This is a genomic window from Dyella sp. KRB-257 (assembly GCF_049445995.1).
Lineage (GTDB): Bacteria > Pseudomonadota > Gammaproteobacteria > Xanthomonadales > Rhodanobacteraceae > Dyella_A.
Window position 1 is genome coordinate 126,315 of the sequence record NZ_JBMSDZ010000006.1, and the last position, 23,911, is coordinate 150,225.

The 23,911-nt window shown below is 69.7% G+C and carries 18 protein-coding genes; 7 read left to right on the forward strand and 11 right to left on the reverse strand.

Annotated elements, in window-relative coordinates:
- Nucleotides 1-213: 213 nt before the first annotated feature.
- Nucleotides 214-1,128, forward strand: coding sequence for a UDP-3-O-acyl-N-acetylglucosamine deacetylase (gene lpxC / locus ACO2Q2_RS06730; RefSeq protein WP_423254989.1), 915 nt, complete (start codon nt 214-216; stop codon nt 1,126-1,128).
- 249 nt (nt 1,129-1,377) lie between these two features.
- Here lpxC and ACO2Q2_RS06735 read toward each other — a convergent pair whose 3' ends face one another.
- The gene (locus ACO2Q2_RS06735) at nt 1,378-1,839 is read right to left on the reverse strand and encodes a DciA family protein (RefSeq protein ID WP_423255081.1); all 462 of its coding nucleotides are present in this window, start codon (nt 1,837-1,839) and stop codon (nt 1,378-1,380) included.
- Nucleotides 1,840-1,867: 28 nt separating this feature from the next.
- On the opposite strand from ACO2Q2_RS06735, the gene ACO2Q2_RS06740 reads away from it, so the two are divergent.
- The gene (locus ACO2Q2_RS06740) at nt 1,868-2,800 is read left to right on the forward strand and encodes a M23 family metallopeptidase (protein WP_423254990.1); all 933 of its coding nucleotides are present in this window, start codon (nt 1,868-1,870) and stop codon (nt 2,798-2,800) included.
- 211 nt (nt 2,801-3,011) lie between these two features.
- Nucleotides 3,012-5,717, forward strand: a complete 2,706-nt coding sequence (gene secA / locus ACO2Q2_RS06745; RefSeq protein WP_423254991.1) for a preprotein translocase subunit SecA — start codon at nt 3,012-3,014, stop codon at nt 5,715-5,717.
- A 71-nt stretch (nt 5,718-5,788) separates the two neighbouring features.
- On the opposite strand, the gene ACO2Q2_RS06750 is transcribed toward secA, so the two are convergent.
- The 9 genes from ACO2Q2_RS06750 to ACO2Q2_RS06790 all read right to left on the reverse strand — a co-directional run bounded on the left by ACO2Q2_RS06750 (nt 5,789) and on the right by ACO2Q2_RS06790 (nt 14,996).
- On the reverse strand, nt 5,789-6,640 hold the full coding sequence (locus ACO2Q2_RS06750; protein WP_423254992.1) for a symmetrical bis(5'-nucleosyl)-tetraphosphatase: 852 nt from the start codon (nt 6,638-6,640) through the stop codon (nt 5,789-5,791).
- Nucleotides 6,640-7,023 (reverse strand): Co2+/Mg2+ efflux protein ApaG, encoded by a 384-nt coding sequence (gene apaG / locus ACO2Q2_RS06755; protein WP_423254993.1) that lies wholly within the window; start codon nt 7,021-7,023, stop codon nt 6,640-6,642. Before apaG ends, ACO2Q2_RS06750 begins: the two co-directional genes overlap by 1 nt.
- Before the next feature lie 55 nt (nt 7,024-7,078).
- Entirely contained in the window at nt 7,079-7,879 is an 801-nt protein-coding gene (rsmA, locus tag ACO2Q2_RS06760; protein ID WP_423254994.1) for a 16S rRNA (adenine(1518)-N(6)/adenine(1519)-N(6))-dimethyltransferase RsmA, read from the reverse strand.
- Nucleotides 7,876-8,934: a 4-hydroxythreonine-4-phosphate dehydrogenase PdxA gene (gene pdxA / locus ACO2Q2_RS06765; protein ID WP_423254995.1), complete on the reverse strand. Its 1,059-nt coding sequence runs from the start codon at nt 8,932-8,934 to the stop codon at nt 7,876-7,878. The genes rsmA and pdxA overlap by 4 nt, the downstream gene beginning before the upstream one ends.
- Nucleotides 8,935-8,940: 6 nt before the next feature.
- Entirely contained in the window at nt 8,941-10,302 is a 1,362-nt protein-coding gene (locus ACO2Q2_RS06770) for a peptidylprolyl isomerase (protein WP_423254996.1), read from the reverse strand.
- A 39-nt stretch (nt 10,303-10,341) separates the two neighbouring features.
- The gene (locus ACO2Q2_RS06775) at nt 10,342-12,744 is read right to left on the reverse strand and encodes an LPS-assembly protein LptD (protein ID WP_423255082.1); all 2,403 of its coding nucleotides are present in this window, start codon (nt 12,742-12,744) and stop codon (nt 10,342-10,344) included.
- Between the two features lie 146 nt (nt 12,745-12,890).
- Entirely contained in the window at nt 12,891-13,811 is a 921-nt protein-coding gene (locus ACO2Q2_RS06780) for a histone deacetylase family protein (protein ID WP_423254997.1), read from the reverse strand.
- Between the two features lie 8 nt (nt 13,812-13,819).
- On the reverse strand, nt 13,820-14,395 hold the full coding sequence (locus ACO2Q2_RS06785) for a cob(I)yrinic acid a,c-diamide adenosyltransferase (protein WP_423254998.1): 576 nt from the start codon (nt 14,393-14,395) through the stop codon (nt 13,820-13,822).
- 7 nt (nt 14,396-14,402) lie between these two features.
- A complete protein-coding gene (locus ACO2Q2_RS06790) occupies nt 14,403-14,996 on the reverse strand; it encodes a hypothetical protein (protein WP_423254999.1) in 594 nt (197 codons plus the stop codon).
- Between the two features lie 129 nt (nt 14,997-15,125).
- Here ACO2Q2_RS06790 and ubiH point away from each other — a divergent pair, with 129 nt between their 5' ends.
- Genes ubiH through ACO2Q2_RS06805 form a run of 3 tightly spaced genes read left to right on the forward strand, consistent with a single transcriptional unit; the run spans nt 15,126 to nt 18,381 of the window.
- Complete coding sequence (ubiH, locus tag ACO2Q2_RS06795) at nt 15,126-16,349, forward strand: 2-octaprenyl-6-methoxyphenyl hydroxylase (protein ID WP_423255083.1); 1,224 nt, start codon at nt 15,126-15,128, stop codon at nt 16,347-16,349.
- Nucleotides 16,346-17,563 (forward strand): UbiH/UbiF/VisC/COQ6 family ubiquinone biosynthesis hydroxylase, encoded by a 1,218-nt coding sequence (locus ACO2Q2_RS06800; RefSeq protein WP_423255000.1) that lies wholly within the window; start codon nt 16,346-16,348, stop codon nt 17,561-17,563. The genes ubiH and ACO2Q2_RS06800 overlap by 4 nt, the downstream gene beginning before the upstream one ends.
- A 32-nt stretch (nt 17,564-17,595) precedes the next feature.
- Nucleotides 17,596-18,381 (forward strand): dienelactone hydrolase family protein, encoded by a 786-nt coding sequence (locus tag ACO2Q2_RS06805; protein ID WP_423255001.1) that lies wholly within the window; start codon nt 17,596-17,598, stop codon nt 18,379-18,381.
- A gap of 52 nt (nt 18,382-18,433) precedes the next feature.
- Here ACO2Q2_RS06805 and ACO2Q2_RS06810 read toward each other — a convergent pair whose 3' ends face one another.
- On the reverse strand, nt 18,434-20,035 hold the full coding sequence (locus tag ACO2Q2_RS06810) for a glycoside hydrolase domain-containing protein (protein WP_423255002.1): 1,602 nt from the start codon (nt 20,033-20,035) through the stop codon (nt 18,434-18,436).
- A 212-nt stretch (nt 20,036-20,247) separates the two neighbouring features.
- Here ACO2Q2_RS06810 and ACO2Q2_RS06815 point away from each other — a divergent pair, with 212 nt between their 5' ends.
- A complete protein-coding gene (locus ACO2Q2_RS06815) occupies nt 20,248-23,847 on the forward strand; it encodes a two-component regulator propeller domain-containing protein (RefSeq protein ID WP_423255003.1) in 3,600 nt (1,199 codons plus the stop codon).
- The last annotated feature ends 64 nt before the right edge of the window (nt 23,848-23,911 follow it).

Sequence of the window (23,911 nt, forward strand, 5' to 3'; positions counted from 1 at the left end):
TGACCGGATTCCCGTCCCCGGGCATGAGGCTAGTTGTTTTCGTAAACCCATGATTCCAAGGTGCTTGCTGTCCAGGGCCGGCGGGTTCGGAGGTCGCTTCAGCATGAAGGCTGGCTTAAAGACTGTACGGTACGGTTTGCTATTGCCTGAGGTTAAGACTGTGTTAGCATCTCCGACCAATCTGGCTGCTGCCGTCCACAGGTACCCTAGAAAATGATCAAGCAGCGTACGCTCAAGAACATCATCCGCGCGACCGGCGTGGGCTTGCACACCGGCGACAAGGTCTACATGACCCTGCGACCGGCAGCGCCCAATACCGGCATCGTGTTTCGTCGCACCGATCTGGATCCGCCGGTCGACATCCACGCGCGTCCGGATTGCGTGGGCGATACGCGCCTGTCCACCACCCTGGTCAACGGCGATGTCCGCGTCTCGACGGTCGAGCATCTGCTCTCGGCGATGGCGGGCCTGGGCATCGACAACGCCTACGTCGACCTGTCCGCGCCGGAAGTGCCGATCATGGACGGCAGCGCCGGTCCCTTCGTGTTCCTGCTGCAGTCGGCCGGTATCGAGGAGCAGCCGGTGGCCAAGCGCTTCATCCGCATCAAGAAGCCGGTCAGGGTGCAGGAAGGCGACAAGTGGGCCAGCTTCGAGCCGTTCGAGGGCTTCAAGGTGGGCTTCTCGATCGAGTTCAACCATCCGATCATCAACAAGCGCACCTCGCGGGCGGAGATCGATTTCTCCACCACCTCGTTCGTCAAGGAAGTGAGCCGCGCGCGCACGTTCGGCTTCATGCGCGACATCGAGATGCTGCGCGAACACAACCTGGCGCTCGGTGGCTCGATGGACAACGCCGTGGTGCTGGACGATTACCGCGTACTCAACGAAGACGGCCTCCGCTACGAGGACGAGTTCGTCAAGCACAAGATCCTGGATGCAATCGGCGATCTCTACCTGCTCGGCCACAGCCTGGTCGGCGCCTACTACGCACACAAGTCCGGCCACGAGCTCAACAACAAGCTCCTGCGCACCCTGATCGCCCAGCCCGATGCCTGGGAAGAGGTCGTCTACGAGGACGACCCGGCCACCGCGCCGATCTCCTACGCCCATCCGGCCCAGGCGATCTGATCCCCCGGTCCGGGCAGCGCAAGCCCCGCAAACTCGACGGCCATGCCCCACGGCGTGGCCGTTTTGTTTCGTGGCGGCGATCACGCCGGCGAGCACGATCGCTTCACGTCTCGGACACATGGGCTTGTCATGGGCTCATGCCCCCGTGTTATAAACCCACCCTTGCCGGATGCTTCCGGCGGCAATGGCGGTACCACAGGTACCGTTGGGAGACCGCAGGGGCTTTGCCGGATGCGGTCGACAGGGGTCTCAATCAGCAGTTTCGGCGAGGGACGCCAGCTCCAGGAACAGCGCCCGCAACTCGGGGTCTGTGACGGACATTGCAGCCGCCTTGAGATGTACGGCTGCAGCAGGCGAAAGCGGTTTTGACCGATCCGGCTCCGTTGCGGCCGGCGGTTGGGGGGCCACTTTCACGGTGACTGAACTGGCGCTCGTGCCCAGGGCACGTGCGGTGGCGAGAAGCTGCGTCTGCATCAGGCGCAAGCGGGAAGCCCAGGCCGGGGAGGATGCCAGGAAGACGAGGCGGTCGCCGCGTGCATGTGCGAAACGCACCTGGTCGCGCAGCGATGTCGGCAGCGTCTGGCGCAGGGCACGGTCCAGCGCATCCAGTTCGGCGGCCTTCGTGGCCAACCGGGCGAATGCGCCGCATTCGGCGAGGGGCTTGAGCCCATGGCCGGAGCGGCGAGGGATGGGTGGAGCGGCGCGCTGCATGGTGCCGACTTCTTCAACGTGGAAAAGCATGCAAATCATACTCGTGTCCCGCAGCAAGAAGGTGCCCAAGACCCTTGATCTGGCCTGTCGCCGCATGCGATGGCGGATCGCCGCGATGGCGACGGTGGCGGTGACCGGATGCATGGCGCTGGGTGCGACGGTGGCGCTTGCATTGGCCAGTCCGCGGGATCGTGCGCTTTCGCAGATCTCCGAGCTGCAGCAGAAGATCAAGGCGCAGGACATCATGCTCGGCGCCGTCAGGCGCGACGCCCAGCGCGACCTCGACGCGCTCGCCGTGAAACTTGGCCAGCTCCAGGCGCAATCGGCCCGGCTCAACGCCCTCGGCGAGCGACTGGCCCAAATGGGCAAGCTGGACGATGGCGAATTCGATTTCGACCAGGCGCCGCCGGTGGGAGGGGTCGAGGACACCACGGGCTCGGCCTACACGCTGCCGCAGAATCTGGACACCAGCATCAAGCAGCTGGCGACGCAGTTCGACGGCCAGCAGGCGCAGCTCAGCGCGTTGCAGAGCCTGCTGATGGACGCACGCATCGAATCCAACCTCAAACCGACCGGCATGCCCGTGCAAGGCGGCTACATCTCGTCCTACTTCGGCACTCGCCCGGATCCGTTCAGTGGTCGCAATGCGCGCCATACCGGCATCGACATCGCCACCCCGCTGGGTACGCCGGTGCACGCGGTGGCTGAGGGCATGGTGACCTTCGCGGGGATCCGCAGCGGCTACGGTGACGTGATCGAGATCGATCACGGCAACGGCTACATGACGCGCTATGCGCACAACAGCAAGCTGATCGCCCATCCGGGCCAGCGCGTGCGGGTGGGCGACGTGATTGCCGATGCCGGCTCCACCGGCCGCTCCACCGGCGCGCACGTGCATTTCGAGGTCTGGTACAAGGGCCGCGTGGTCAACCCGCTCGCCTACGTGCGCAGCCACCGCTGAACGCGCCTGCTCCCGCCGGGGAACGCCCGGCTCTTGAAACTTCCCGCCGGCGTCGCCACCCCTCCTGCGTTGCGGTGAGCTGAGGCGCCGCGGTCGTTCTTCGCGGCTTTTCATGCGTTTGGGATAGCCGGCGGACCCTAGTATCATCGCGCATTTGGCCCGGCCGGCCGTGTGCTGGCGGGCTCTCCTGTCTCCAGTATCCGGATGATCGATGTTCAATCGTGCCCTGACGAGCCTCTTTGGCAGCCGTAACGAACGCGTACTGCGCCAGCTCTCCAAGTCCGTCGCCCGCATCAACGCGCTGGAGTCCGAATACGCCGCGCTCGACGACGATGCCCTGCGCGGCAAGACCGACGAGTTCAGGCAGCGCCTCGCCGCCGGCGAGACGCTCGACCAGCTGCTGCCGGAGTCCTTCGCCACGGTGCGCGAGGCGGCCAAGCGCGTGCTGGGCATGCGCCCGTACGACGTGCAGCTGATCGGCGGCATGGTGCTGCACATGGGCAAGATCGCCGAGATGCGCACCGGCGAGGGCAAGACCCTGGTCGGCACGCTGCCGGTGTATCTGAATGCGCTGGAAGGCAAGGGCGTCCACGTCGTCACCGTCAACGATTACCTCGCCCGCCGCGACTCAGCCCAGATGGGCAAGCTGTACAACTTTCTCGGCCTGAGCGTGGGCGTGGTCTACCCGGGCATGGACCACGCCGACAAGAGCGCGGCCTATGCCGCCGACATCACCTATGGCACCAACAACGAGTTCGGCTTCGACTATCTGCGCGACAACATGGCGCTGTCGAAGGACCAGCGCTACCAGCGCGGCCTGCATTACGCCATCGTCGACGAGGTCGACTCGATCCTGATCGACGAGGCGCGCACCCCGCTGATCATCTCCGGCCCGGCCGAGGATTCCCCGGAGCTGTACATCGCGGTCAACAAGATCGTGCCGCGGCTGGTGCGCCAGGAGAAGGAGGACGGTCCTGGCGACTACTGGGTCGACGAGAAGCAGAAGCAGGTGCACCTGTCCGAAGAGGGCATGGCGCACGCCGACGAGCTGCTGCGCCAGGCGGGCGTGATCGAGGCCGACAGCGGCCTGTACGATTCCAAGAACCTCGCGGTGGTGCACCATCTGAACGCCGCGCTGCGCGCCAACGCGATCTACCAGCGCGACGTGGACTACATCGTGCGCGACAGCGAGGTGATCATCGTCGACGAGTTCACCGGCCGCACCCTGGCCGGCCGGCGCTGGTCGGATGGCCTGCATCAGGCGGTCGAGGCGAAGGAAGGCGTGCCGATCCAGCGCGAGAACCAGACGCTGGCCACGGTGACGTTCCAGAACCTGTTCCGCATGTACACCAAGCTGGCCGGCATGACCGGCACGGCCGACACCGAGGCGTACGAGTTCCAGCACATCTACGGCCTGGAGGTGGTGGTGATCCCCACCCACAAGCCGATGATCCGCAAGGACAACCCGGACATGGTCTTCCTCGCGCAGGCGGCCAAGTACCGCGCGGTGATCGAGGACATCAAGGATTGCCACAAGCGCGGTCAGCCGGTGCTGGTCGGCACCACGTCCATCGAGGTGTCCGAGCTGCTGTCGGGCCTGCTCAAGCAGGAGAAGATCCCCCACGAAGTGCTCAACGCCAAGCAGCACGAGCGCGAGGCGCACATCGTGGCGCAGGCCGGTGCGCCCGGCTCGGTGACCATCGCCACCAACATGGCCGGCCGCGGCACCGATATCGTGCTGGGCGGCAGTCTCGAGGCGGCGCTGGCGGCCCTGCCGGCCGATGCCAGCGAGCTGGATCGCCAGCGCGTGAAGAGCGACTGGCAGAAGCGCCACGACCAGGTGCTGGCGGCCGGTGGCCTGCACATCATCGGCACCGAGCGCCATGAATCCCGCCGCATCGACAACCAGCTGCGCGGCCGCTCCGGTCGCCAGGGCGATCCGGGCTCCTCGCGCTTCTACCTGTCGCTGGAGGACAACCTGCTGCGCATCTTCGCCGGCGACTGGGTCGGCCGCTGGATGCGCATGTTCGGCATGAAGGAAGACGATGCGCTGGAAGACCGCATGGTCAGCCGGCAGATCGAGAAGGCGCAGCGCAAGGTCGAGCAGCACAACTTCGACATCCGCAAGCACCTGCTGGAGTTCGACGACGTCGCCAACGACCAGCGCAAGGTGATCTACAAGCAGCGCGACGAGCTGCTGGAGGGCGAGGACGTCTCCGCCACCATCGTCGACATCCGCGAGGACGTGGTCGAGCAGATGGTGCGTGCGCACGTGCCGGCCGACAGCATCGACGAGCAGTGGGACATCGCCGGCCTCGACCGCCAGCTGGAATCGGAATTCGGCCTGCGCGCCGAACTCAAGTCGTGGGTGGAGCAGCAGCATGAGCTCGACGCCGACGCCATCCTCGAGCACGTGCGCGGCCTGGTGGCCGACCTGTTCCAGGCCAAGGAAGCGCAGATCGGCGCCGAGACCATGCGCCAGCTGGAAAAGCACATCATGCTCACCGTGGTGGACAACGCCTGGAAGGAGCATCTGGCGAGCATGGATTACATGCGCCAGGGCATCTACCTGCGCGGCTACGCCCAGCAGGATCCGAAGCAGGCGTTCAAGCGCGAGTCCTTCGAGCTGTTCGCCAGCATGCTCGACCGCATCAAGATCGAGATCGTGCAGATGCTGGCGCGCATCCGCGTGCGCAGCGAGGCCGAAGTGGCCGCGATGGAAGCCGAGCAGCAGCGGATGGCCGAGCGCCTGCAGCGCCAGATGCTGGCGACCGGCGGCGGCGCGCCGTTGGCGAGACCGGACGACGAGGCGCGGCCGCAGCTGGCCGCATCCGGCAGCCCCAAGGCTGGCCGCAATGATCCATGTCCCTGCGGCTCCGGTAAGAAGTACAAGCACTGCCACGGCCAGCTGAGCTGACCGCGGTGCGCCGCGGCCGGTGAAAAACGGGAGGCGTGCCTCCCGTTTTTGTTCCGCCGTGGCTCAGCCTCTCAGTCTTCGCCGCCGGGTGGCCGCTTGCGATGCGGCTCGGCATTCACCGTGACGTAAACGGGCTCTTCCGCGTCCAGTTGCAGGGCGGTGAGCTGGCCGCCCCACACGCAGCCGGTGTCGATGGCGTAGACGCCCAGGCCGGCAAAGCGTCCCAGCGTCGACCAGTGACCGCAGACGATGCGCGTCTCGCGCCTTCGCATGCCGGGCACTTCGAACCATGGGTACATGCCGGGCTTCTGTGTGCCCGGCACGCCCTTGCCCTCGAAATCGATGCGCCCCTGCACATCGCAGTAGCGCATGCGCGTGAGCGTGTTGATCGAGGCGCGCAGGCGCTCGACGCCCTGCAGGCGGCTGGACCATCCGGCCGGACGGTTGCCGAACAGGTTCTTCAGCAGGCGCGGATAGCGTGGGCTGGACAGCTCGCGCTCGACCTCCTGCGCCTCGCGCTGCGCCTGGCGCAGCGTCCACATCGGCGCCAGGCCGGCGTGCACCATGGTCCAGCCGAGCCGCTCGTCGTGATGCAGCAGCTTCTGCGAACGCAGCCACTCGAACAGCTCGGGTGCGTCCTCGGCGAACAGCACCTCGCGCAGCTCGGGATTGACCCGCGCCTGCGCGTCCGGCTTGCGCAGCGCGATTGCCAGCAGGCTCAGATCATGATTGCCCAGCGTCACCACGCACGATTCGCGCAGTCCGTGAATCAGTCGCAGCGTTTCCAGCGACTGGCCGCCGCGATTGACCAGGTCGCCGCAGAACCACAGGCGGTCCTGCGCCGGATCGAAGCGCAGCTTGTCGAGCAGACGCTGCAGTTCGGGGAAGCAGCCCTGCACGTCGCCGATCGCATAGGTCGCCATCAGTGCAGGGTGCGCGGGATCGACAGCGTGAAGGTCGGGATCGGCGCGTCGAATTCGGTGCCGTCGTCGGCCAGCATCTGATAGCTGCCGACCATCGTGCCCACCGCAGTCTCCAGCACCGCGCCGGAGGTGTATTCGTAGTCGTCGCCCGGGCGGATCCACGGCTGCTCGCCGACCACGCCGTCGCCGCGCACTTCGTTCACCTTGCCGTTGGCATCGGTGATCACCCAGTGGCGGGTGATCAGGCGCGCCGGCAACTGGCCCGCGTTGCGCAGCGTGACGGTATAGGCGAAGACGTAGCGGTTGTCGTCGGGCCTGGATTGGTCGGGGATAAAGCGGGTCTGGACCCGTACATTGATGGTGTAGGGGGATTTCGCATTCATGGGCGCGATTGTACGGCCTGCCGACGTGATCCGGTCATGCGGATCAGGGCGTGCTTCAGCTTGCCGTGCGAGCGGTCTCGACGGTCTTGGCAAGCCGCACGAAATCGGCCGGCGCCAGCGTCTCGGCGCGCGCACCCGGATCGACGCCGGCCAGCCGGATGGCCTCGGCATCCATCACCTGTTTCAGTCCGTTCGCCAGCGTCTTGCGTCGCTGCGCGAAGGCCGCCTTCACGACGGCGTGCACGCGCGTCGGGTCCGCGTCGTGTCGCTCCTCGGCGGTCAGCGGCACCAGCCGCACCACGGAGGAAACCACCTTCGGCGGTGGGCGGAACGCGCCGGGCGGCACGTCAAACAGCGGCACCACGCGGCAGGCCAGTTGCAGCATCACCGACAGCCGACCGTAGATCTTGCTGCCAGGCTCGGCCGCCATGCGGTCGACCACTTCCTTCTGCAGCATGAAGTGCATGTCCTGGATCGCCGCGGCGTGCTCCACACAGTGGAACAGGATCGGGCTGGAGATGTAGTACGGCAGGTTGCCGGCGATGCGCAGGCGGCTGGCGCCGAGCTGCTGCGCCAGCGCGGTGAAATCCACCGTGAGCACGTCGGCCTGGATGATCGTGAGCGCACCCACTGCGGCCGCGCGCGCGCGCAGTGCGGGAATCAGGTCGGTATCGAGTTCGATCGCCGTGAGGCGCCCGGCGACGGCCAGCAAAGGCAGGGTGAGCGCACCTTCGCCCGGGCCGATCTCCACCACGCTGTCGCCATCGAGCGGCGCGATGGCGCCGACGATGCGGTCGATGTAGCGCTTCTCGTGCAGGAAGTGTTGACCGAAGCTTTTCTTGGGGCGGGCGTTCATGGGGTGGCTCCGGGCGAGGTTGGCTCCTCGCCCCGGTCCTCTCCCCGCCGGGCAGAGGATGGATGGGTGGCGCGGCGCGCCAGGAGTTCCAATGCCATGCGCACGGCGGCGATCAGGCTAGACGGGTCGGCGCGGCCAGTTCCGGCCAGGTCCAGCGCGGTGCCATGATCGACCGAGGTGCGGATGAAGGGCAGGCCGAGGGTGAGGTTGACGGTGCGATCGAACGCCTCGCTCTTGAGCACGGGCAGCGCCTGGTCGTGATACATCGCCAGCACCGCGTCGTAACGTGCGCGCATCGCCGGAACGAACGCAGTGTCGGCCGGCAGCGGGCCGAGCAGTTCCATGCCCTCCTCGCGCAGCGCGTCCAGTGCGGGAATGATCGTGTCGATCTCCTCGCGCCCCAGGTGGCCGCCTTCGCCGGCATGCGGGTTCAGGCCGAGCACGGCGATGCGCGGCGCCTCGATGCCGAACTTGTGCCGCAGCTCCGCATGCACCGTGCGCAGCACCCGGCGCAGCAGCGCAGCGTCGATCGCGGCCGGCACGGCGGACAGCGGTAGATGCGTGGTCGCCAGCGCCACGCGCAGTTCCGGACTGGCCAGCATCATCACCACGTCGACGCCGGCGCGTTCGGCAAGAAATTCGGTGTGGCCGCTGAAGGCAATGCCGGCATCGTTGATCGACGACTTCTGCAGCGGCGCGGTGACCATCGCATCGTAGCGTCCGGCCAGGCAGCCGTCGGCCGCCTCGGCGAGCGTGGCCAGCACGTAGCGGGCGTTGGCCGGGTCCGGAGCGCCGGGCTGCTCCGGCGCCAGCATGGGCACGTGATGCACGCGCAGCTGCACCGCGGTGGCGAGCACGGGGGCCGGGGCGTCGGCGTCAATCAGCTGGATGTCCAGCCCGCAGCGGGCGGCGGCGCGTTCGAGCAGGCCGCGGTCGGCGATCGCCACCAGCTCGGCCGCGAACGGCATCGCGGCCAGCCGCACCAGCAGCTCGGGGCCGATGCCCGCCGGCTCGCCGGCGGTCAGCGCGAGCCGCAGGCGCGGGCGCGTGTCCATGGGGCCTCAGGCGTTGCCGTGGCCGGGCTGATCGGGATTGCGCAGCTCCGGCACCATCACCTTGATGTAGGCGCTGGCCTTGAGCTGGCGCAGGAAGTCGTCGTAGGCCTGCTCGGCCTTGCGGTTGCCGATCGCCTGGCGGGCCTGATTGCGGGCGATCTCATCGGTGCGGTCCACCTGACGGGTGCCGAGCAACTGCAGGATGTGCCAGCCGGCTTCGGTCTGGAACGGCCTGGATACCTGCTCCGGCTTCAGCGCGGCCAGTTGCTGGGCGATCGTGGCACCCCATGCCTGTTGCGCGAACCAGCCCATGTCGCCACCGGCGTTGGCGGTGGTGTCGTCCTTGGAGTTTTCCTTCGCCAGCTTGGCGAAGTCCTCGTGCTTGTTGACGATGCGGTCGTAAAGCTCCTGCGCCTTCTGCTGCGCCTGCTCGGGCGTGATCAGTTCGCTCGGGCTGATCAGGATCTGGCGCGCGTGATATTCGGTGACCATCTGGCGCTGGGGCTGGCGCTGGCCGACCAGCTTGAGGATGGTGAAGCCGGTCGGGCCGCGCAGCGCGGGGGTGATGTCGCCGGGCTTCATGCTGGCGATTGTGTCGGTGAAGGCCGGCGGCACCTCATCCATGCGGCGCCAGCCGAGGTCGCCGCCGTCGAGCGCATCCTGCGCGTCGGAATAGCGGATCGCCGCGGCGTTGAAGTCCATGCCGCCCTGGATCGCCTTGATCGCCGCGGCCGCCTTCGCCTGAGCCGCCTGGATGTCGGCCGGGGAGGCGCCGGCGGGAATGCCGACCTGGATGTGTGCCAGGTGCACTTCGCCGGCCTTGTAGCTGGGACTGCTGAGCAGGTTGTTGATCTCGCTGTCGGTGATCTGCACCGAATCGCGCACCACGCTGTCGTGCAGGCGCTGCACGAGCAGTTGTTCGGACAACTGACGACGGAAGGCGGCGAAGCTGGCACCGCTCTGCTGCACGGCGGCGCGCAGCTGGTCGACGGTCATCCGGTTCTGCTGGGCGACGCCGGCGACTGCCTGGTCGACCTCTGCGTCTGAGACGCGGATGCCCTGATCGGCGGCCTTGTTGACCTGCAGGCGCATCAGGATGAGGCGATCGAGCACCTGGCGCCGCAGCACGTTGAGCGGCGGCAGTTGGGTGGGGCTGTTGGCGTACTGCTGCTGCACGGCGCGCACGGCGTCGTCGAGTTCGCTCTGCAGGATCACGCCGTCGTCGACGACGGCCACGATGCGGTCCAGCGGCTGGTCGCCAGCGGCGGCCTGCGCGGGCTGCGAAGCCTGCGGCAGCAGTTGGGCATGGGCGGGAACGACGGTCGCGGCGGCGATCGCGAGCAGGAACAGCGCGAGAGTTTGCTTCATCAGAACGGAGCCTTGGATCGCTGTCAGGCGATGGACAAATTATTGATATCCCAGAATACCACGCCGCAAAAAGTCCTCGGCCTGGCCATTGAACGCACCCAGTCCCTTGAACTGCAGCTCGAACATGATCGCGTTGTTGGTCGGCGCCCGGGTGGATGTGAGGTCGTACTGGTTCACGTAGTGGCGCCCGACCAGGCTGACGATCACGCAGCAGCTTTCGTACTGCAGCCCGGCCAGTGCCTCGACCGTGCGACGGTCCTTCACCGAATACGTCCAGCGCGCCAGCAGGCGCCAGCGTTCGGAGACGGGATAGACCGTGGAGGCGTCGTATTGTTCCAGCAGCGTATTGGTGCTGCCCGGCACGCGGCGGAAGCGGTAGGAGAAGTTGAGGATGCCGTCGCTGCGGATGCGCCGCTGCAGCTCCAGCGTGCCCAGATCGGTCTTGCGCGTATTCGGACTCCACTGGTACGAGGAGCTGGCGCGCCACTGGTCGTTGAGCTGGATGCTGGCCTGGGCCACGTAGTCCGAGCCGGTCCAGTCGGTCACCGGACGCCCGGGCAACGGCACGCGCTGCGGACTGAAGTAGCGGATCTGGCCGAAGCTGGCCGAGAAGCGCTCCACGCCGTTCTCGTCCAGCAGCCGCGTGGTGAGTGCGCCGGTGAGGTTGTTTGCGTTCATCTGGCGATCGGCGCCGGAGTACTGGTTCGGCGAGAACAGCTGCCAGTAGTCGAAGCTGAGCAGGCGCGTGTCGAACAGCGGCAGATTGTTCTGGTTGCGGTACGGCACGTACAGGTAATACAGGCGCGGCTCCAGCGTCTGCGTATAGCTGTTGCCGAACAGCGAGGCACTGCGGTCGAAGATCAGGCCCGTGTCGAGGCTGGCGATCGGCAGCGCACGGCTCGGGCTGCGCTCGGTGAACGGCGATACCTGGTTGGCCACGAGTCGGCCGCCGTAGCCGTAGAGCGCGTAGTAGTCGTCGAGCTGGTACGCGGTGTAGCGGTACGCCAGCCTGGGCCGCACGAACCACGCGGCGCCCTGCCAGTCGGCCGCCAGGTAGGGGTAGAGATCGGCGCGCTTGCCTTCGATGAAGCCGTTCTTGCGAAAGGCGACGGCCTCGTTGTCCATGCCGAACTCCAGCCAGTTGGCCAGCGGCACGTCGAGATTGAAGGTGGCGCGCGGCCAGCGCCTGTACTGCAGGCTGCGATCGGTGAGGAACGGGTCGGTGTTCTGGTAGCTGTCCACGCCCAGCGACGCGCTCCACCAGTTGCCCGCGCCGAGCACGTAGGCGTTGGAGCCGATCGAATTGACGGCGGTGGTGTACAGGTCGTTGCTGAAGTCGCGCAGGTAGTTCTTGTCCGAGACACGGTTCACGCTGGTGCTGAAGTTCCAGCCCGGCCACAGCGCCGTGCTGTCGGAGAACTTGTACAGGTAGCGCTGCCGGCCCTGCGTGGTCAGCCCCGACTTGGCGAGGTTGTCGCCGTGGTCCTTGTTGATGTACTCGAAGTCGAACTGCCCCCTGGTGCCCGGCAGCAGGTAGCGGAATTGGCCGCCCAGCATGACGCCGCGACTGGAGTACAGGCGCGGCTCCAGCGTGGCGTCGTAGTTCGGCGCCAGGTTGAGGTAGTACGGCACGCTGGCCATGAAGCCCGAGTGGCTGGAATTGCCGAAGGTGGGCGCGAGGAAGCCGCTCTTGCGGCGGTCGTCGATGGGGAAGCTCAGGTACGGCAGGTACAGGAACGGCACGTTGGCGAAGCGCATTGTCGCGCCCTTCGCCACGCCCACGCCGGTGTCCCGGTTCAGCGTGAGCTTGTGCGCGCGCACCTCCCACAGCCGATGGCCCACGTCGCAGGTCGAGTAGGTGACGTCCTCGTAGCGGCTGTGCTGGGCATCGAGCAGGGTGGCCTTTTGCGCCACGCCGTTGCCGCGCGATGCCAGCAGCTGGTAGCTGACGTGGTACGCCACGCCGCGCTTGGCCTGGTTGTTGCCCTGCAGGCGGTCGGCGGAGAACAACTGGCCGGCATCCTGGTAGCGCACGTTGCCGCGGGCGTCGTAGTCGGTGGTCTGGTCGTTGTAGTCGACCCGGTCGGCGCGCAGCAGCTGGTCGGCGCGCTGCATCCGCACGTCGCCCGCGAGCTTGTAGAGGGTCTGGTTGGAGCTGTCCACGCTCTCGGCGTTGACGTCGGTGTCGGCGCTGTCGCGCAGTGCGCTGTCGCTAGGCAGGCCGGGATCGTAGAAACCCAGCAGCGCGTTCGGCCGGCACATGGCGTAGCTGATCGGGCGCGACGGGCAGTGGAACGAGCCGAGCGGGCAGGTCGTGGCGGCATCGGCGGGCGCGGCATCGGCCGACGCCGTGGCAGCATCCACTCCCAGCGGTGCGCCGAACAGGGCGAGGGCAGCGGCAACCGCCAGCAGGCGGCGCGGGGGCAACGGGCGCGGCGTCATCGTCACGATGGCAGTCTGTCGGCGGAAAGGGCTCGTTAAGCTAGCAGAAACGCCCTTCACCCGGCAGACGCATGGGCACCCAGACGCATGGCACCCCGCGCATGGGCACCCGTGGCGCGGTGCAGGTTCAGCCGCCGACGCCGTGCTCACGCGAGCAGGGCCTCGACGTGCGCCGCGGCGCTTGCCGCCAGCGCGCACAGGTCGTAGCCGCCTTCCAGGCTGGACACCAGTCGACCGCCGGCGTGGGTGCGCGCCAGGTCGACCAGCTGGTGGGTGATCCACGCGTAGTCTTCGCTGCCCAGGCGAAGGTCGGCCAGCGGGTCGTCGCGGTGCGCGTCGAAGCCGGCCGACACCAGCACCAGCTGCGGCCTGAACGCATGCATCCGCGGCAGCAGCTCGTTGTGCCAGGTCTCGCGAAATTCCATCGAGCCGGCGCCGGCCGGCAACGGTGCATTGATGATGTTGCCCACCCCGCGCTCGTGTGCGAAGCCGGTTTCCGGATACAGCGGCGACTGGTGGCTGGAGACGAACAGCACGCGCGGGTCGCTGGCGAAGATGTCCTGCGTGCCGTTGCCGTGGTGCACGTCGAAATCGGCGATGACGATGCGCTTCAGGCCGTGCGCGGCGATGGCGTGGGCGGCGGCCGCCGCGATCGAGTTGAACAGGCAGAAGCCCATCGCCTCGCTCGGCGTGGCGTGGTGGCCCGGCGGGCGCACGGCGCAGAACGCGCGCGCCGCCTGCCCGGTCAGCACGGCGTCCACCGCCGCGCAGGCGGCGCCGGCGGCACGCAGGCCGGCCTCATCGGAGCCGGGCGACATCCAGGTATCCGGGTCGAGCTGCACGCGGCCCGCGACCGGTGCGCTGCCCAGCACGCGGTCGACGTGCGCGGCGTCGTGCACGCGCAGCAACTGCTCGCGCGTCGCACGTGGAGCTTCCACCCGGTCGACCGCGGCGAAGCGGTCTGCATCGAGCGCCTGCAGTACGGCCTTCAGGCGCAGCGGCGACTCGGCATGACCGGGGCCCGGGTCGTGCCGCAGGCAGCTCTCGTGCGTGTAAAGACGCAGCACGGGGACGATCAGTCGGCCGCGGGCGCCGGCTTGCGGCGGCGTTCGTGCTGCCACAGCGCCTCGCCGTGTCCGCTGGCCCGGGCCAGCACGCGGCACAGCACGAACAGCAGATCGGACAGGCGGTTGAGGTAGCGCGGCGCCTGCGGCCGCACTTTTTCCTCGCGCCCCAGCGCCACCACCTCGCGCTCGGCGCGGCGGCAGACGGTGCGGGCAAGATGGCAGCTGGCCGCGGCCATGCCGCCGCCGGGCAGAATGAAATCCTTCAGCGCCGGCAGCGGATCGTTGAAGCGGTCCAGCACCTGCTCCAGCCGGGCGATGTCGCTTTCCTCGATCATCACCATGCCGGGGATGCACAGCTCGCCGCCCAGGTCGAACAGTTCGTGCTGCACCTGGGTCAGCGCCTCGCGCACCTCGTCCGGCAGGCCGTCGCAGGCGAGCACCATGCCGATCGTGCTGTTGAGCTCGTCGACGGTGCCGTAGGCGGCCACGCGCGGCGAATCCTTCGGCACGCGCGAACCGTCGCCCAGCCCGGTGGAGCCGTCGTCGCCGGTGCGCGTGTAGATCTTCGAGAGGCGGTTGCCCATCGTGGCCTCAGCGCGCCAGCCTGGTCCGCGAGCCGTCGGCGGTGCGGGCGAGCAGGGTCAGCAGCACGTGCAGCACGGCGCCGATGCCCACGTACAGCGCGGTGGTGCCGAGGAACGGCAGGTACCAGTCGCCCAGGTTGGCGAACCAGCCGTCGAGGCTGCGCGCGGCCGCGGTGGTCGGCGACAGCCAGTAGAAGCTGCCGTTGGACAGCAGGTAGCAGGCCGCCTCGCTCACCAGCAGTGCGATCGCGGCCATGCCGAGCGTGGCCGCACGCAGCCCGGCCTGGTGGCGCGCCAGCCAGCTGCCGCCCAGCCACAGCGCGAAGTACGACGGCAGCAGGAACCAGTAGCCCGGCGACACGCAGTAGTGGCTCCAGAAGCTCAGCCCCTGGCTGGTGATGGCGAAGAAATCGACCAGCACCGCCTCGGCCATCAGCAGCGGAAAAGCCCAGCGGACGGAGCCGCGCAGCCAGAAGCCGGCCAGGAAGAACACGCCCCAGGACGCATCCGGGATAGCGTCGAAGTGATGCAGGCGGGTGGCGGCCATCACCAGGGCGAGAATGCTGAAAATGCCGAGGCGCCGGGACTGCGTTGTGGCCATGGGGTGCTCCATCGAAAGCGGCGGAAAACGGTCCGCTAGTCTAGTCGGCCGCCCGGCGCTTGGCGACCCGGCCGGCTGCCGCGCCCGGCCGCTGCGGCGCCACGGCTGGCGGCGCGTATCATGCTGCGAATGAACGCATCTCACCCTGCCGCCGCGGGCGGCGTGCTCATCGTCGGCGGCGGCCTGGTCGGCGCCAGCCTGGCGATTGCGCTGGACGCGGCCGGCGTGCCCGCCACCCTGGTTGACGCGGCGCCGCCGCAAGCGAATGCCGTGGCCAGCTACGATGAGCGCAACCTCGCGCTGGCCCGTGCCAGCGTGAACGGACTGAAGGCGATCGGGGTGTGGCCGCACGCCGCGCCGCGCGCCACCGCCATCACGCATATCCACGTCAACCGTGCCGGCGAATTCGGCAGCGCCCGACTGGACGCCGCGCGCCACGGCGTCGACGCGCTGGGCTGGACGCTGCCCGCGCGTGAACTGGGCGCGGCGCTGGCGCGCCGTCTGGACGACTGCCGTTTGCTCACCCGCCTGGCGCCCGCCACGCTGTCCGCGCTGGAGCCGATCGACGGCGGCTGGCGCGCCACCGTGCGTACGGCCGATGGCGAACGCACGCTGCAGGCCGCGCTGGTGGTGGGTGCCGACGGCACCGAATCGTTCGTGCGCGAACGGCTGGGCATCGCCGTCGAGCGGCACGACTACGGCCAGAGCCTGTTCGTCTGCACCATCACCCCCGAGCGCGATCCGGCCGGGCGCGCGTTCGAGCGTTTCAGCGACGATGGCCCGATCGCCCTGCTGCCGCTGTCCGAGCATCGCTGCGGTCTGGTGCTGACGGTGCCGACGCACGATGCCGAGGCCGTGGCTGCGCTCGACGACGCGGCCTACGCCGCGCTGGCGCATCAGCGCTTCGGCTGGAAGCTCGGCCGGCTCGCGCGGCCGGGTCGACGCCAGCCGTATCCGATCCGCCGGGTGGCGGCGACGCGCCTGGCGGGGCCGCGCGCGGTGCTGGTGGGCAATGCGGCGCAGACCGTGCACCCGATCGGCGCGCAGGGTTTCAACCTCGGCCTGCGCGACGCGCTCACGCTGGCCGAGCTGGTGGCCGGCGCGGCCGATCCCGGCGCCGCCGAGCTGCTGGACGCCTATGCCGCGCGCAGAGCGCCCGACCGCGAGGGCACCATGACGATGAGCCACGGCCTGGTGCAGCTGGCCTGCCTGCCGCAGCCGCTGCTGGCGCCGTTCCGCTCGCTGGCGTTGCTGGCCTACGACCGCGTGCCGCCACTGCAGCAGATGCTGGCCCGGCGCGGCATGGGCTTCCGCGGCGAGCCGCCGCGCGCCGTGCTGGAGACCCTGCCATGAACCGTCCTGTCGGTACGCGCGACATCGCCGGCCGCCGCCGCGGTCCCGAGCTGGATGTCGCCATCGTCGGTGGCGGCATGGTCGGCGCCGCGGCGGCGCTGGCGCTGGCCCGCGCCGGCTTCGCCACCGCGCTGATCGAGGCGCGCGAGCCGGCGCCGTGGCGCGTGGAAGACGACGTCGACCTGCGCGTAGTGGGCCTCGCGCCCTCGTCGATCGGCCTGCTGGATGAGCTGGGCGTCTGGACGTCCATTCGCCAGGCGCGCGTCGGACCCTACGCGCACATGCACGTGTGGGACGCGGGCAGCGGCGCCGCGATCGATTTCGCCGCCGCCAGCAGCGGCCAGTCCGAGCTGGGCTGCATCGTCGAGAATTCGCTGGTGCAGTCGACGCTGTGGCAGGCGCTCGACGCGGCCGGCGTGCAGCGCCACTGCCCGGCCGAGGTGGCCGGCTTCGAGGCGCGCGAGGACCGGATGCAGATCGAGTTGGCGGACGGCCAGTCGATGGCGGCGCGATTGCTGGTCGCCGCCGACGGCGCCGCTTCGCCGTTGCGCGCGATGGCCGGCATCGGCACGCGCGGGCGCGACTACCATCAGCGCGGCGTGGTCGCCCACGTGCGTACCGAGCGGCCACACGCAAATACGGCCTGGCAGCGCTTCCTGCCGACCGGCCCGCTGGCCTTGCTGCCGCTGGCCGACGGGCGCTGCTCGATCGTGTGGTCGCTGCCCGAGGAGGAAGCCGCGCGCGTGCTGGCGCTGGACGACGCGGCGTTCTGCGACGCGGTGGGCGTGGCCAGCGACTTCCGCCTCGGGCGGGTCACCGCCACCAGCGCACGCGCCGCGTTTGCGCTGCAGCTGAAACTGGCCGAACGCTACGACGCCGAGCGCTTCGTGCTGCTGGGCGATGCGGCGCATGCGGTGCATCCGCTCGCCGGCCAGGGCGTGAACCTGGGGTTGCGCGACGTGATCGAGCTGCGCGATACGCTGGTCGACACCCGCGCTGCGGGGCGCGACATCGCCGCGCCGCACGTGCTGCGCCGCTATGCGCGCCGCCGCCGCAGCGCCGATACGCTGGACGCGCTGGGGTTCGACACGCTGGCGCGCATCTACGCCTGGCAGGCGCCGCCGCTGGTCGCCATGCGCGGGCTCGGCGTGCGCCTGCTGAACCGCCTCGCTCCGCTCAAGCAGCTCGTCGGCGGACACGCCGCCGGCCGCTGAGTCTCTCTCCCAAGCACACCGGAGTTCCCGCCATGCGCCTGCTACGCCCGACCTCGCTGCTGCTCTGTCTCGCTTCATTCGCCGCCCACGCGGCGATGGTGCACAAGACCGTCAGCTGGACGCAGGACGGCACCACCTTCCGCAGCGTGCTGGTCTACGACAATGCCGTGTCGACCAAGCGCCCCGGCCTGGTGATGGTGCCGAACTGGTACGGCGTGAACGCCACGGCGGTGAAGAAGGCCGAGATGATCGCCGGCCAGCGGTACGTGATTCTGCTCACCGACCTGTACGGCGAGGGCGTGCGTCCGGCCAGCAGCGCCCAGGCCCGGGCCGCCACCAAGCCGCTGTACGGCAATCGCCCGCTGCTGCGCCAGCGCATGAACACCGCGCTGGCCCAGCTCAAGGCACAGGCCAAGGACGCACCGATCGATCTCTCGCACCTTGCCGCCATCGGCTTCTGCTTCGGCGGCACCGCCGTGCTGGATCTGGCACGCAGCGGCGCGGATATTTCCGCGGTGGTCTCCTTCCACGGCGGCCTCACCACCGACGATCCAGCACTGGCCAAACAGATCAAGGCGCGCGTGCTGGTGATGAACGGCGCCGACGACAAGGGCACCATGCCCGACGCGCCCGCCTTCATGGACGAGATGCGCGCCAGCCCGGCCGACTGGCAGTTCGTGGTGCTCGGCCACGCCGTGCACTGCTTCACCGAGACCGACCAGCACAGCCCCGGCTGCATGTACGACGCCCGCGCCGCCGCGCGCAGCTACCGGCTGATGCACGACTGGCTCGATCACGCGTTCGCCGGCACCGACTGATCCACGCCCGCGACGCCATGAAGAAGGCGGGCCGAGGCCCGCCTTCTTGTTTTCACACCCGCATCGACGGCGGCCGGTCCGCCGCGTCGCGGCCGAATGCGGGGTTCGGTGTGCGGCCCATGGCGAACGAGAGTGTGCCGCCCTTGGCCAGTTCGGCATGGCGGATCCAGCTCTTGCGCCACGGCCGGCCGTTCCAGCGGACCGACTGGATGTACGGCGTGTCCTCGCCGTTGCCGGTGGTCTCGATCACCAGCGTGCGGCCGCCGCCGAGGGCGAGCTCGGCGCGCTCCAGCAGCGGGCTGCCGAACACGTAGTTCGCGCTCACCGGGTCCACCGCGTACAGGCCCAGCGCGCCGAGCACGTACCAGGCACCCATCTGGCCGCAGTCCTCGTTGCCGGCCAGACCGTCGGGCCGGTCGGCGTACATCGTCTGCAGCAGCATGCGCACGCGGGCCTGGGTCTTGTGATGCGCGCCGGCGGCGTCGGCGAGGTGCGCCACGGCCCAGTCGTCGTAGGCGTATTCCAGCGTCTTGCTCACCGCCTCCCAGTCCTTGTCGCTGGGGATGTAGCCGAGCTTGCGGTAGTACGGCAGGCCGCGGTAGTCGTCGTCCATCGCGCGCCGGCGGAACAGCGGCCAGGCCCTGGCCGCGTCGATGCCGGGGAAGCCCTTGGCGATCGCCTCGGCCACCACCGCAGCGGAGTGGTAGCCGATCATGCAGCCGGTCTCCACGCCCTGCAGCGGCCATACCGGCGGACCGTCCGGGCTTTCCGCCGCCATGCGGATCAGGCCGTTGACCAGGTCGGACACGCGCTCGGGCTGGGTCAGGGTGAGCAGCGGATGCAGCGCGCCGTCGATGTCCACGCCCGATAGGCCCACCTTCACCAGCAGCGGCGCGCTGGCGATGTCGTCGACGTGCAGCGCGGCCTTCAGGTGGGCGCCGCGCGCCTCGCGGGCATCGCCGAGTGCAGCGTCCTCGCGGTACAGCGTGGCGCGCACGAACGGGCGCGACAGTTTCATCGCGAAATGGATCTGCCGGCCGTTCGCCCACTGCTGCACGTGGCGGCTGCCGACCAGGGTGTCGTCGCCGATCACCCGCAGCAGCGCGTCGGAGACCTTCGCCGGCGCGTCGCCGTCGTGGAAGCCGTGCGCGAGATCGATCAGCAGGTGGCCCGCGCCCGCACCGTGGAAGGTGTAGCGGTGCAGGCCGGTGCGGGCGGTGGCGGTGAGTTCGGCGAGGATGTCGTGGTCGGTCAGGCGCACCCGGTAGCAGCCCGGCTGCGCCCGCTCGCTGGCGCGGTCGTAGCGCGAGCGGTAGCCCGGCCCTGGCGTGATCGTCGCGTCGACTGGCGGTTGCTGCACGCCCTTGGGCGGCATGCCGTCGAACCGCGAGCGGTAGTTCACCTCGGGCCGGCCGCGCGCGCCGGGATCGAGCCGCACCGGTCCCGGCGCCGGCATCACCAGCACGTCGAGCATGTCGCTGGCGCCGGTGCCGCTGAGGTGCGTGTGCGAAAAGCCCATGATCGAGCCGTCGCCCCGGTGGTAGCCCGAGCAGGCGTCCCAGCCCTGGTCGTGGGTGTCGGGGCTGAGAGGGTGAGAAAAAATCGCCCGCCTACTGCGACCGCCGCCAATCGCCCGTGCCGGCGCCCAGCGCACCTTGTCATGAACGCTTGGCGGCGCTCTCGCTACGGCGGGCGAATTTTTCTCAGCCTCTGACCCGCCGACGCCAGGAATCTCTGATCGGAATCTCTGATAGATCGGCCGCCGACGTTTTTTGGCATGATCGTGCGCTCGCGCCGCGTTTGACGGCGCCAACGGCCGCCGGGTTCGGTCGGATCAGGCCGCGCGTGTCCGCAGGGGGATGGCTCATGGTGTCGTGGGTGCTGGGACTGATGCTGGCGTTCGCCACGCCCTCGGCGAGCGGCAACGCCGCACCTGCCGCACCTGCCGCGTCACCGGCCCAGGCGGCCCAGCCGCTGGCCACGCCGCAGTTCCGCCGCTACGGCCTGGCCGACGGCCTGCCCGGCGCGATGGTCTATGCGGTGGTGCAGGACCGGCAGGGCGCGATGTGGTTCGGAACCACCGGCGGCATCGGCCGCTACGACGGCGTGGGCTTCACCGTGTTTCGCCACGACGTGGACGATCCGCACTCGCTGCCGAACAACCAGGTCTACACGCTCTACGTCGACCGCCGCGGGCGGCTCTGGGCCGGCGGCGTGTCCGGCGGACTGAGCCGCTACGAGCCGGCCAGCGGCGGCTTCACCCATTGGCAGCACGACGAGGCGGACCCGGCCAGCCTCGCGCAGGACGAGGTGTGGTCGATCGCGCAGACGCCCGACGGTCAGCTGTGGGTGGCCACGCAGGGCGGCCTCGATCGCATGCGTGCCGACGATAGCGGCTTCGAGCACGCGATCGACACCACGCTGCCGCCGCAGCTGTCGCCGCGCGGCTTTGGCCCCACGCGCGCGCTGCTGGCCGAGGACGACGGCCGGCTGTGGATCGGCAGCGAGCGCGGCATCTACCTGCGCCGCCCCGACGGCGCGCTGCGGCGGGTGCCGGTCGATCCGTCGTTCAAGGGCGACCTCAGCAGGATCTGGCGCATCGAGGGCGGTGGCGACGAGGTGCGCGTGTCCACCAGCAGCGGCGTGCTGCGCATCGGTGCCGACGGCGTGGCGCGACCGGTGTCCGCCCGGCTTGACGGGCTGCGCTCGATGAGCAGCCGGCGCGATGCGCGCGGGCGGCTGTGGGTGGGCACGCAGGAAGGCGCCTGGCTGGACGACGGCAGCGAGAACGGGCGCATGTTCACCGGCCACTCGCTGCTGCCCGGCGGCCTGCCGGCGGACGGGATCTGGCAGATCACGCGCGACCGCGAAGGCGGCCTGTGGTTTGCCGTGGCCGACGGCGGCGCTGCCTACCTCGGCCCGGGCTGGGACGGCTTCAGCCGCATGACCCACGTGCCGGACGATCCCACCAGCCTGGCCACCACCGCGGCCGAAGTGGTGGTGCCCAGCCGCGACGGCCGGCTGTGGGTGGGTGAGGTGGGCGGCATCGACAAGCTCGATCCGGCCACCGGCGCGGTCGAGCACGTGGTGGCGCACATGCCCGAGTCGGTGATCTCGATGGCCGAAGACCCGCAGCACCGGCTGTGGGCGGCCGGGCAGGGCGCGCTGTACGTGGTGGACGGCGGTCGCGTGCAGCCGCTGGACACCGCGCCGGCGGGGCTCACCCGGCCCACCCGGCTGGTCTACTCGGACGACGGGCACGTCTACGTGGCGGCGTGGGGCGAGGGCATCTTCGCGATCGACACGCAGACCCGCCAGGTGCAGCCGCTGCCGATGCCGGACGTGGCGGCCGCGCGCAACGTCTCGGTACTCGCCACGCACGACGGCGAGCCCTGGTACGCCAGCGCGGCGGGCCTGATGCGACTGGATCGCGCGAGCCACCGCATGGTGTTCGTCGCGGGCGTGCCGCAGCGTTTCGTCATGGCGATCGCCTTCGACCGCAGCGGCTTCTGGGTGGCGTGGGAGAACGGGCTGGAGCATTACCGCTACGCCGACGGCCGCGCGGCGAGCGATCGCGCGGTGGCGGTGCCGGCTGGCTGGCAGAGCCGCGACATCCTGGGCATGCGCACCGATCGCGAGGACCGGCTGTGGCTGTTCGCCGCGCAGGGGTTGTGGCGCTTCGACCCGGCCTCCGGCGCGTTCACCCGGTTCGGGCCGCAGGACGGCCTGCTGCAGGGCGAGTTCAACAACGACCGCACCGCGATGCTCGCCAACGGCATGATCTACGGCGCCACCAAGGGCGGCGTGGTCGGCTTCAGCCCCGAGCGACTGGCCGCACGCTCGCGCCAGGCGGTGGCGCCGACGGTGTTCCTGAGCGCGATCGGCGTGCGCCGGCGCGGCGTGGCCCATGCACTGCCGGTGGACGGCCGCGCGCTGTCGCTGGGCTGGCGCGACCGCGATCTGCGCGTGGTGGCGCGGGCGGCTTCGTTCGTCAATCCGGATGGCAACCGCTTCCGCTTCCGGCTCGATGGCTTCGACACCGACTGGGTGGACGTGGGCCCGCACGGCGAGCGCGAGTTCGCCGGGCTGGGCGCGGGCGACTACACGCTGCACGTGATGGCCGCGGCGCCCGGTGGCGCGTGGGGCACGCTGGCGGCGCCGCTGGCGATCCACGTCGACGCGCCGCCGTGGACGCGCTGGTGGGCATGGCTGGCCTATGCCGCGGCGGCGGCCGCGCTGGCCGCCACGCTGGCGCTGGCATGGCGCCGCCGCGTGGCGCAGCGCCATCGCATCCAACTGGCCGAGCAGCAGCGCCATCTGGCCGAGCAGGCCAACGCGGCCAAGACGCAGTTCCTGGCCACGCTCAGCCACGAGATCCGCACGCCGATGACCGGCGTGATGGGCATGGCCGAGCTGCTGCTCGCCACGCCGCTGCGGCCGGACCAGAGCGACTACGCGCAGGCCATGCAGCGCTCCGGCGCGATGCTGCTGAAGCTGCTCAACGACGCGCTCGACCTGGCCCGCATCGAGGCCGGCCGCTTCGTGCTGGAGCCGGCGCCGTTCGATCCGCGCCAATTGCTGGACGACGTGACCCGGCTGGTCGCCGGACAGGCGCGCAGCAAGGGCATCGCCTTCTCGCTGGAGCTGGCGCCCGACCTGCCGACGTCGCTGCTCGGCGACGCGCTGCGCATCGAGCAGATTCTGCTCAACCTGGCGACCAACGCGGTGAAGTTCACCGAGCGCGGGCAGGTGACGCTGGGCGCGCGGCGCAGCGCCGACGGCGTGGTGTTCAGCGTCGCCGACACCGGTCCGGGCATTCCCGAGGCCAGCCAGTCGCGGCTGTTCCAGCGCTTCGAGCAGGAGGACGGCCCGCAGCGCCGCGCCGGCAGCGGGCTGGGGCTGGCGATCTGCCGCGAGCTGGTGACCCTGATGGGCGGCTCGATCGAGCTGGAGTCGCGGCTCGCCCACGGCAGCACCTTTCGCGTGCGGCTGCCGCTGCCCGAGGCGGCCGAGGAACCCGCTGCGTCGCCGGCACCGCTGTCCGAGCGCGGCCGGATGCCGTCATGCCGCGTGCTGCTGGTGGAGGACGACGCCATCGTGGCGGCGGTGCTGCGCGGCCTGCTCGACGCGCAGGGGCATCGCGTCACCCACGTCGCGCACGGCCTCGGCGCCCTGGCCGAGCTGAGCAACGCACGCTTCGACGTGATGCTGCTCGACCTGGACCTGCCCGGCGTGGACGGCTTCCAGCTGGCGCGGATGATCCGCCAGCGCGAGGGCGTGGGCGAGCGCCTGCCGATCGTGGCGATCACCGCCCGTTCCGGCGGCGACGAGGAGGCGTGGGCGCGCGCCGCGGGCATGGACGGCTTCGTGCGCAAGCCGGTCTCCGGCGCGCAGCTGGCCGATGCCATCGAAGCGGTGCTGGTGCAGGCGCCGCGCGAGGAGGACACCGCCGACGAGGCGGGTTGAGCGCGGACGAAAGCGTGCAGGCATGAACGGGTGCGACCGACCGGGCCGCCGCCCTGCGCGGCCG

Excerpts from the sequence above, each read along its gene's own strand:
- lpxC (WP_423254989.1), top strand. The coding sequence starts at position 214 with ATGATCAAGCAGCGTACGCTCAAGAACATCATCCGCGCGACCGGCGTG.
- ACO2Q2_RS06735 (WP_423255081.1), bottom strand. The coding sequence starts at position 1,839 with ATGCAGCGCGCCGCTCCACCCATCCCTCGCCGCTCCGGCCATGGGCTC.
- ACO2Q2_RS06740 (WP_423254990.1), top strand. The coding sequence starts at position 1,868 with ATGCAAATCATACTCGTGTCCCGCAGCAAGAAGGTGCCCAAGACCCTT.
- secA (WP_423254991.1), top strand. The coding sequence starts at position 3,012 with ATGTTCAATCGTGCCCTGACGAGCCTCTTTGGCAGCCGTAACGAACGC.
- ACO2Q2_RS06750 (WP_423254992.1), bottom strand. The coding sequence starts at position 6,640 with ATGGCGACCTATGCGATCGGCGACGTGCAGGGCTGCTTCCCCGAACTG.
- apaG (WP_423254993.1), bottom strand. The coding sequence starts at position 7,023 with ATGAATGCGAAATCCCCCTACACCATCAATGTACGGGTCCAGACCCGC.
- rsmA (WP_423254994.1), bottom strand. The coding sequence starts at position 7,879 with ATGAACGCCCGCCCCAAGAAAAGCTTCGGTCAACACTTCCTGCACGAG.
- pdxA (WP_423254995.1), bottom strand. The coding sequence starts at position 8,934 with ATGGACACGCGCCCGCGCCTGCGGCTCGCGCTGACCGCCGGCGAGCCG.
- ACO2Q2_RS06770 (WP_423254996.1), bottom strand. The coding sequence starts at position 10,302 with ATGAAGCAAACTCTCGCGCTGTTCCTGCTCGCGATCGCCGCCGCGACC.
- ACO2Q2_RS06775 (WP_423255082.1), bottom strand. The coding sequence starts at position 12,744 with ATGACGCCGCGCCCGTTGCCCCCGCGCCGCCTGCTGGCGGTTGCCGCT.
- ACO2Q2_RS06785 (WP_423254998.1), bottom strand. The coding sequence starts at position 14,395 with ATGGGCAACCGCCTCTCGAAGATCTACACGCGCACCGGCGACGACGGC.
- ACO2Q2_RS06790 (WP_423254999.1), bottom strand. The coding sequence starts at position 14,996 with ATGGCCACAACGCAGTCCCGGCGCCTCGGCATTTTCAGCATTCTCGCC.
- ubiH (WP_423255083.1), top strand. The coding sequence starts at position 15,126 with ATGAACGCATCTCACCCTGCCGCCGCGGGCGGCGTGCTCATCGTCGGC.
- ACO2Q2_RS06800 (WP_423255000.1), top strand. The coding sequence starts at position 16,346 with ATGAACCGTCCTGTCGGTACGCGCGACATCGCCGGCCGCCGCCGCGGT.
- ACO2Q2_RS06805 (WP_423255001.1), top strand. The coding sequence starts at position 17,596 with ATGCGCCTGCTACGCCCGACCTCGCTGCTGCTCTGTCTCGCTTCATTC.
- ACO2Q2_RS06815 (WP_423255003.1), top strand. The coding sequence starts at position 20,248 with ATGGTGTCGTGGGTGCTGGGACTGATGCTGGCGTTCGCCACGCCCTCG.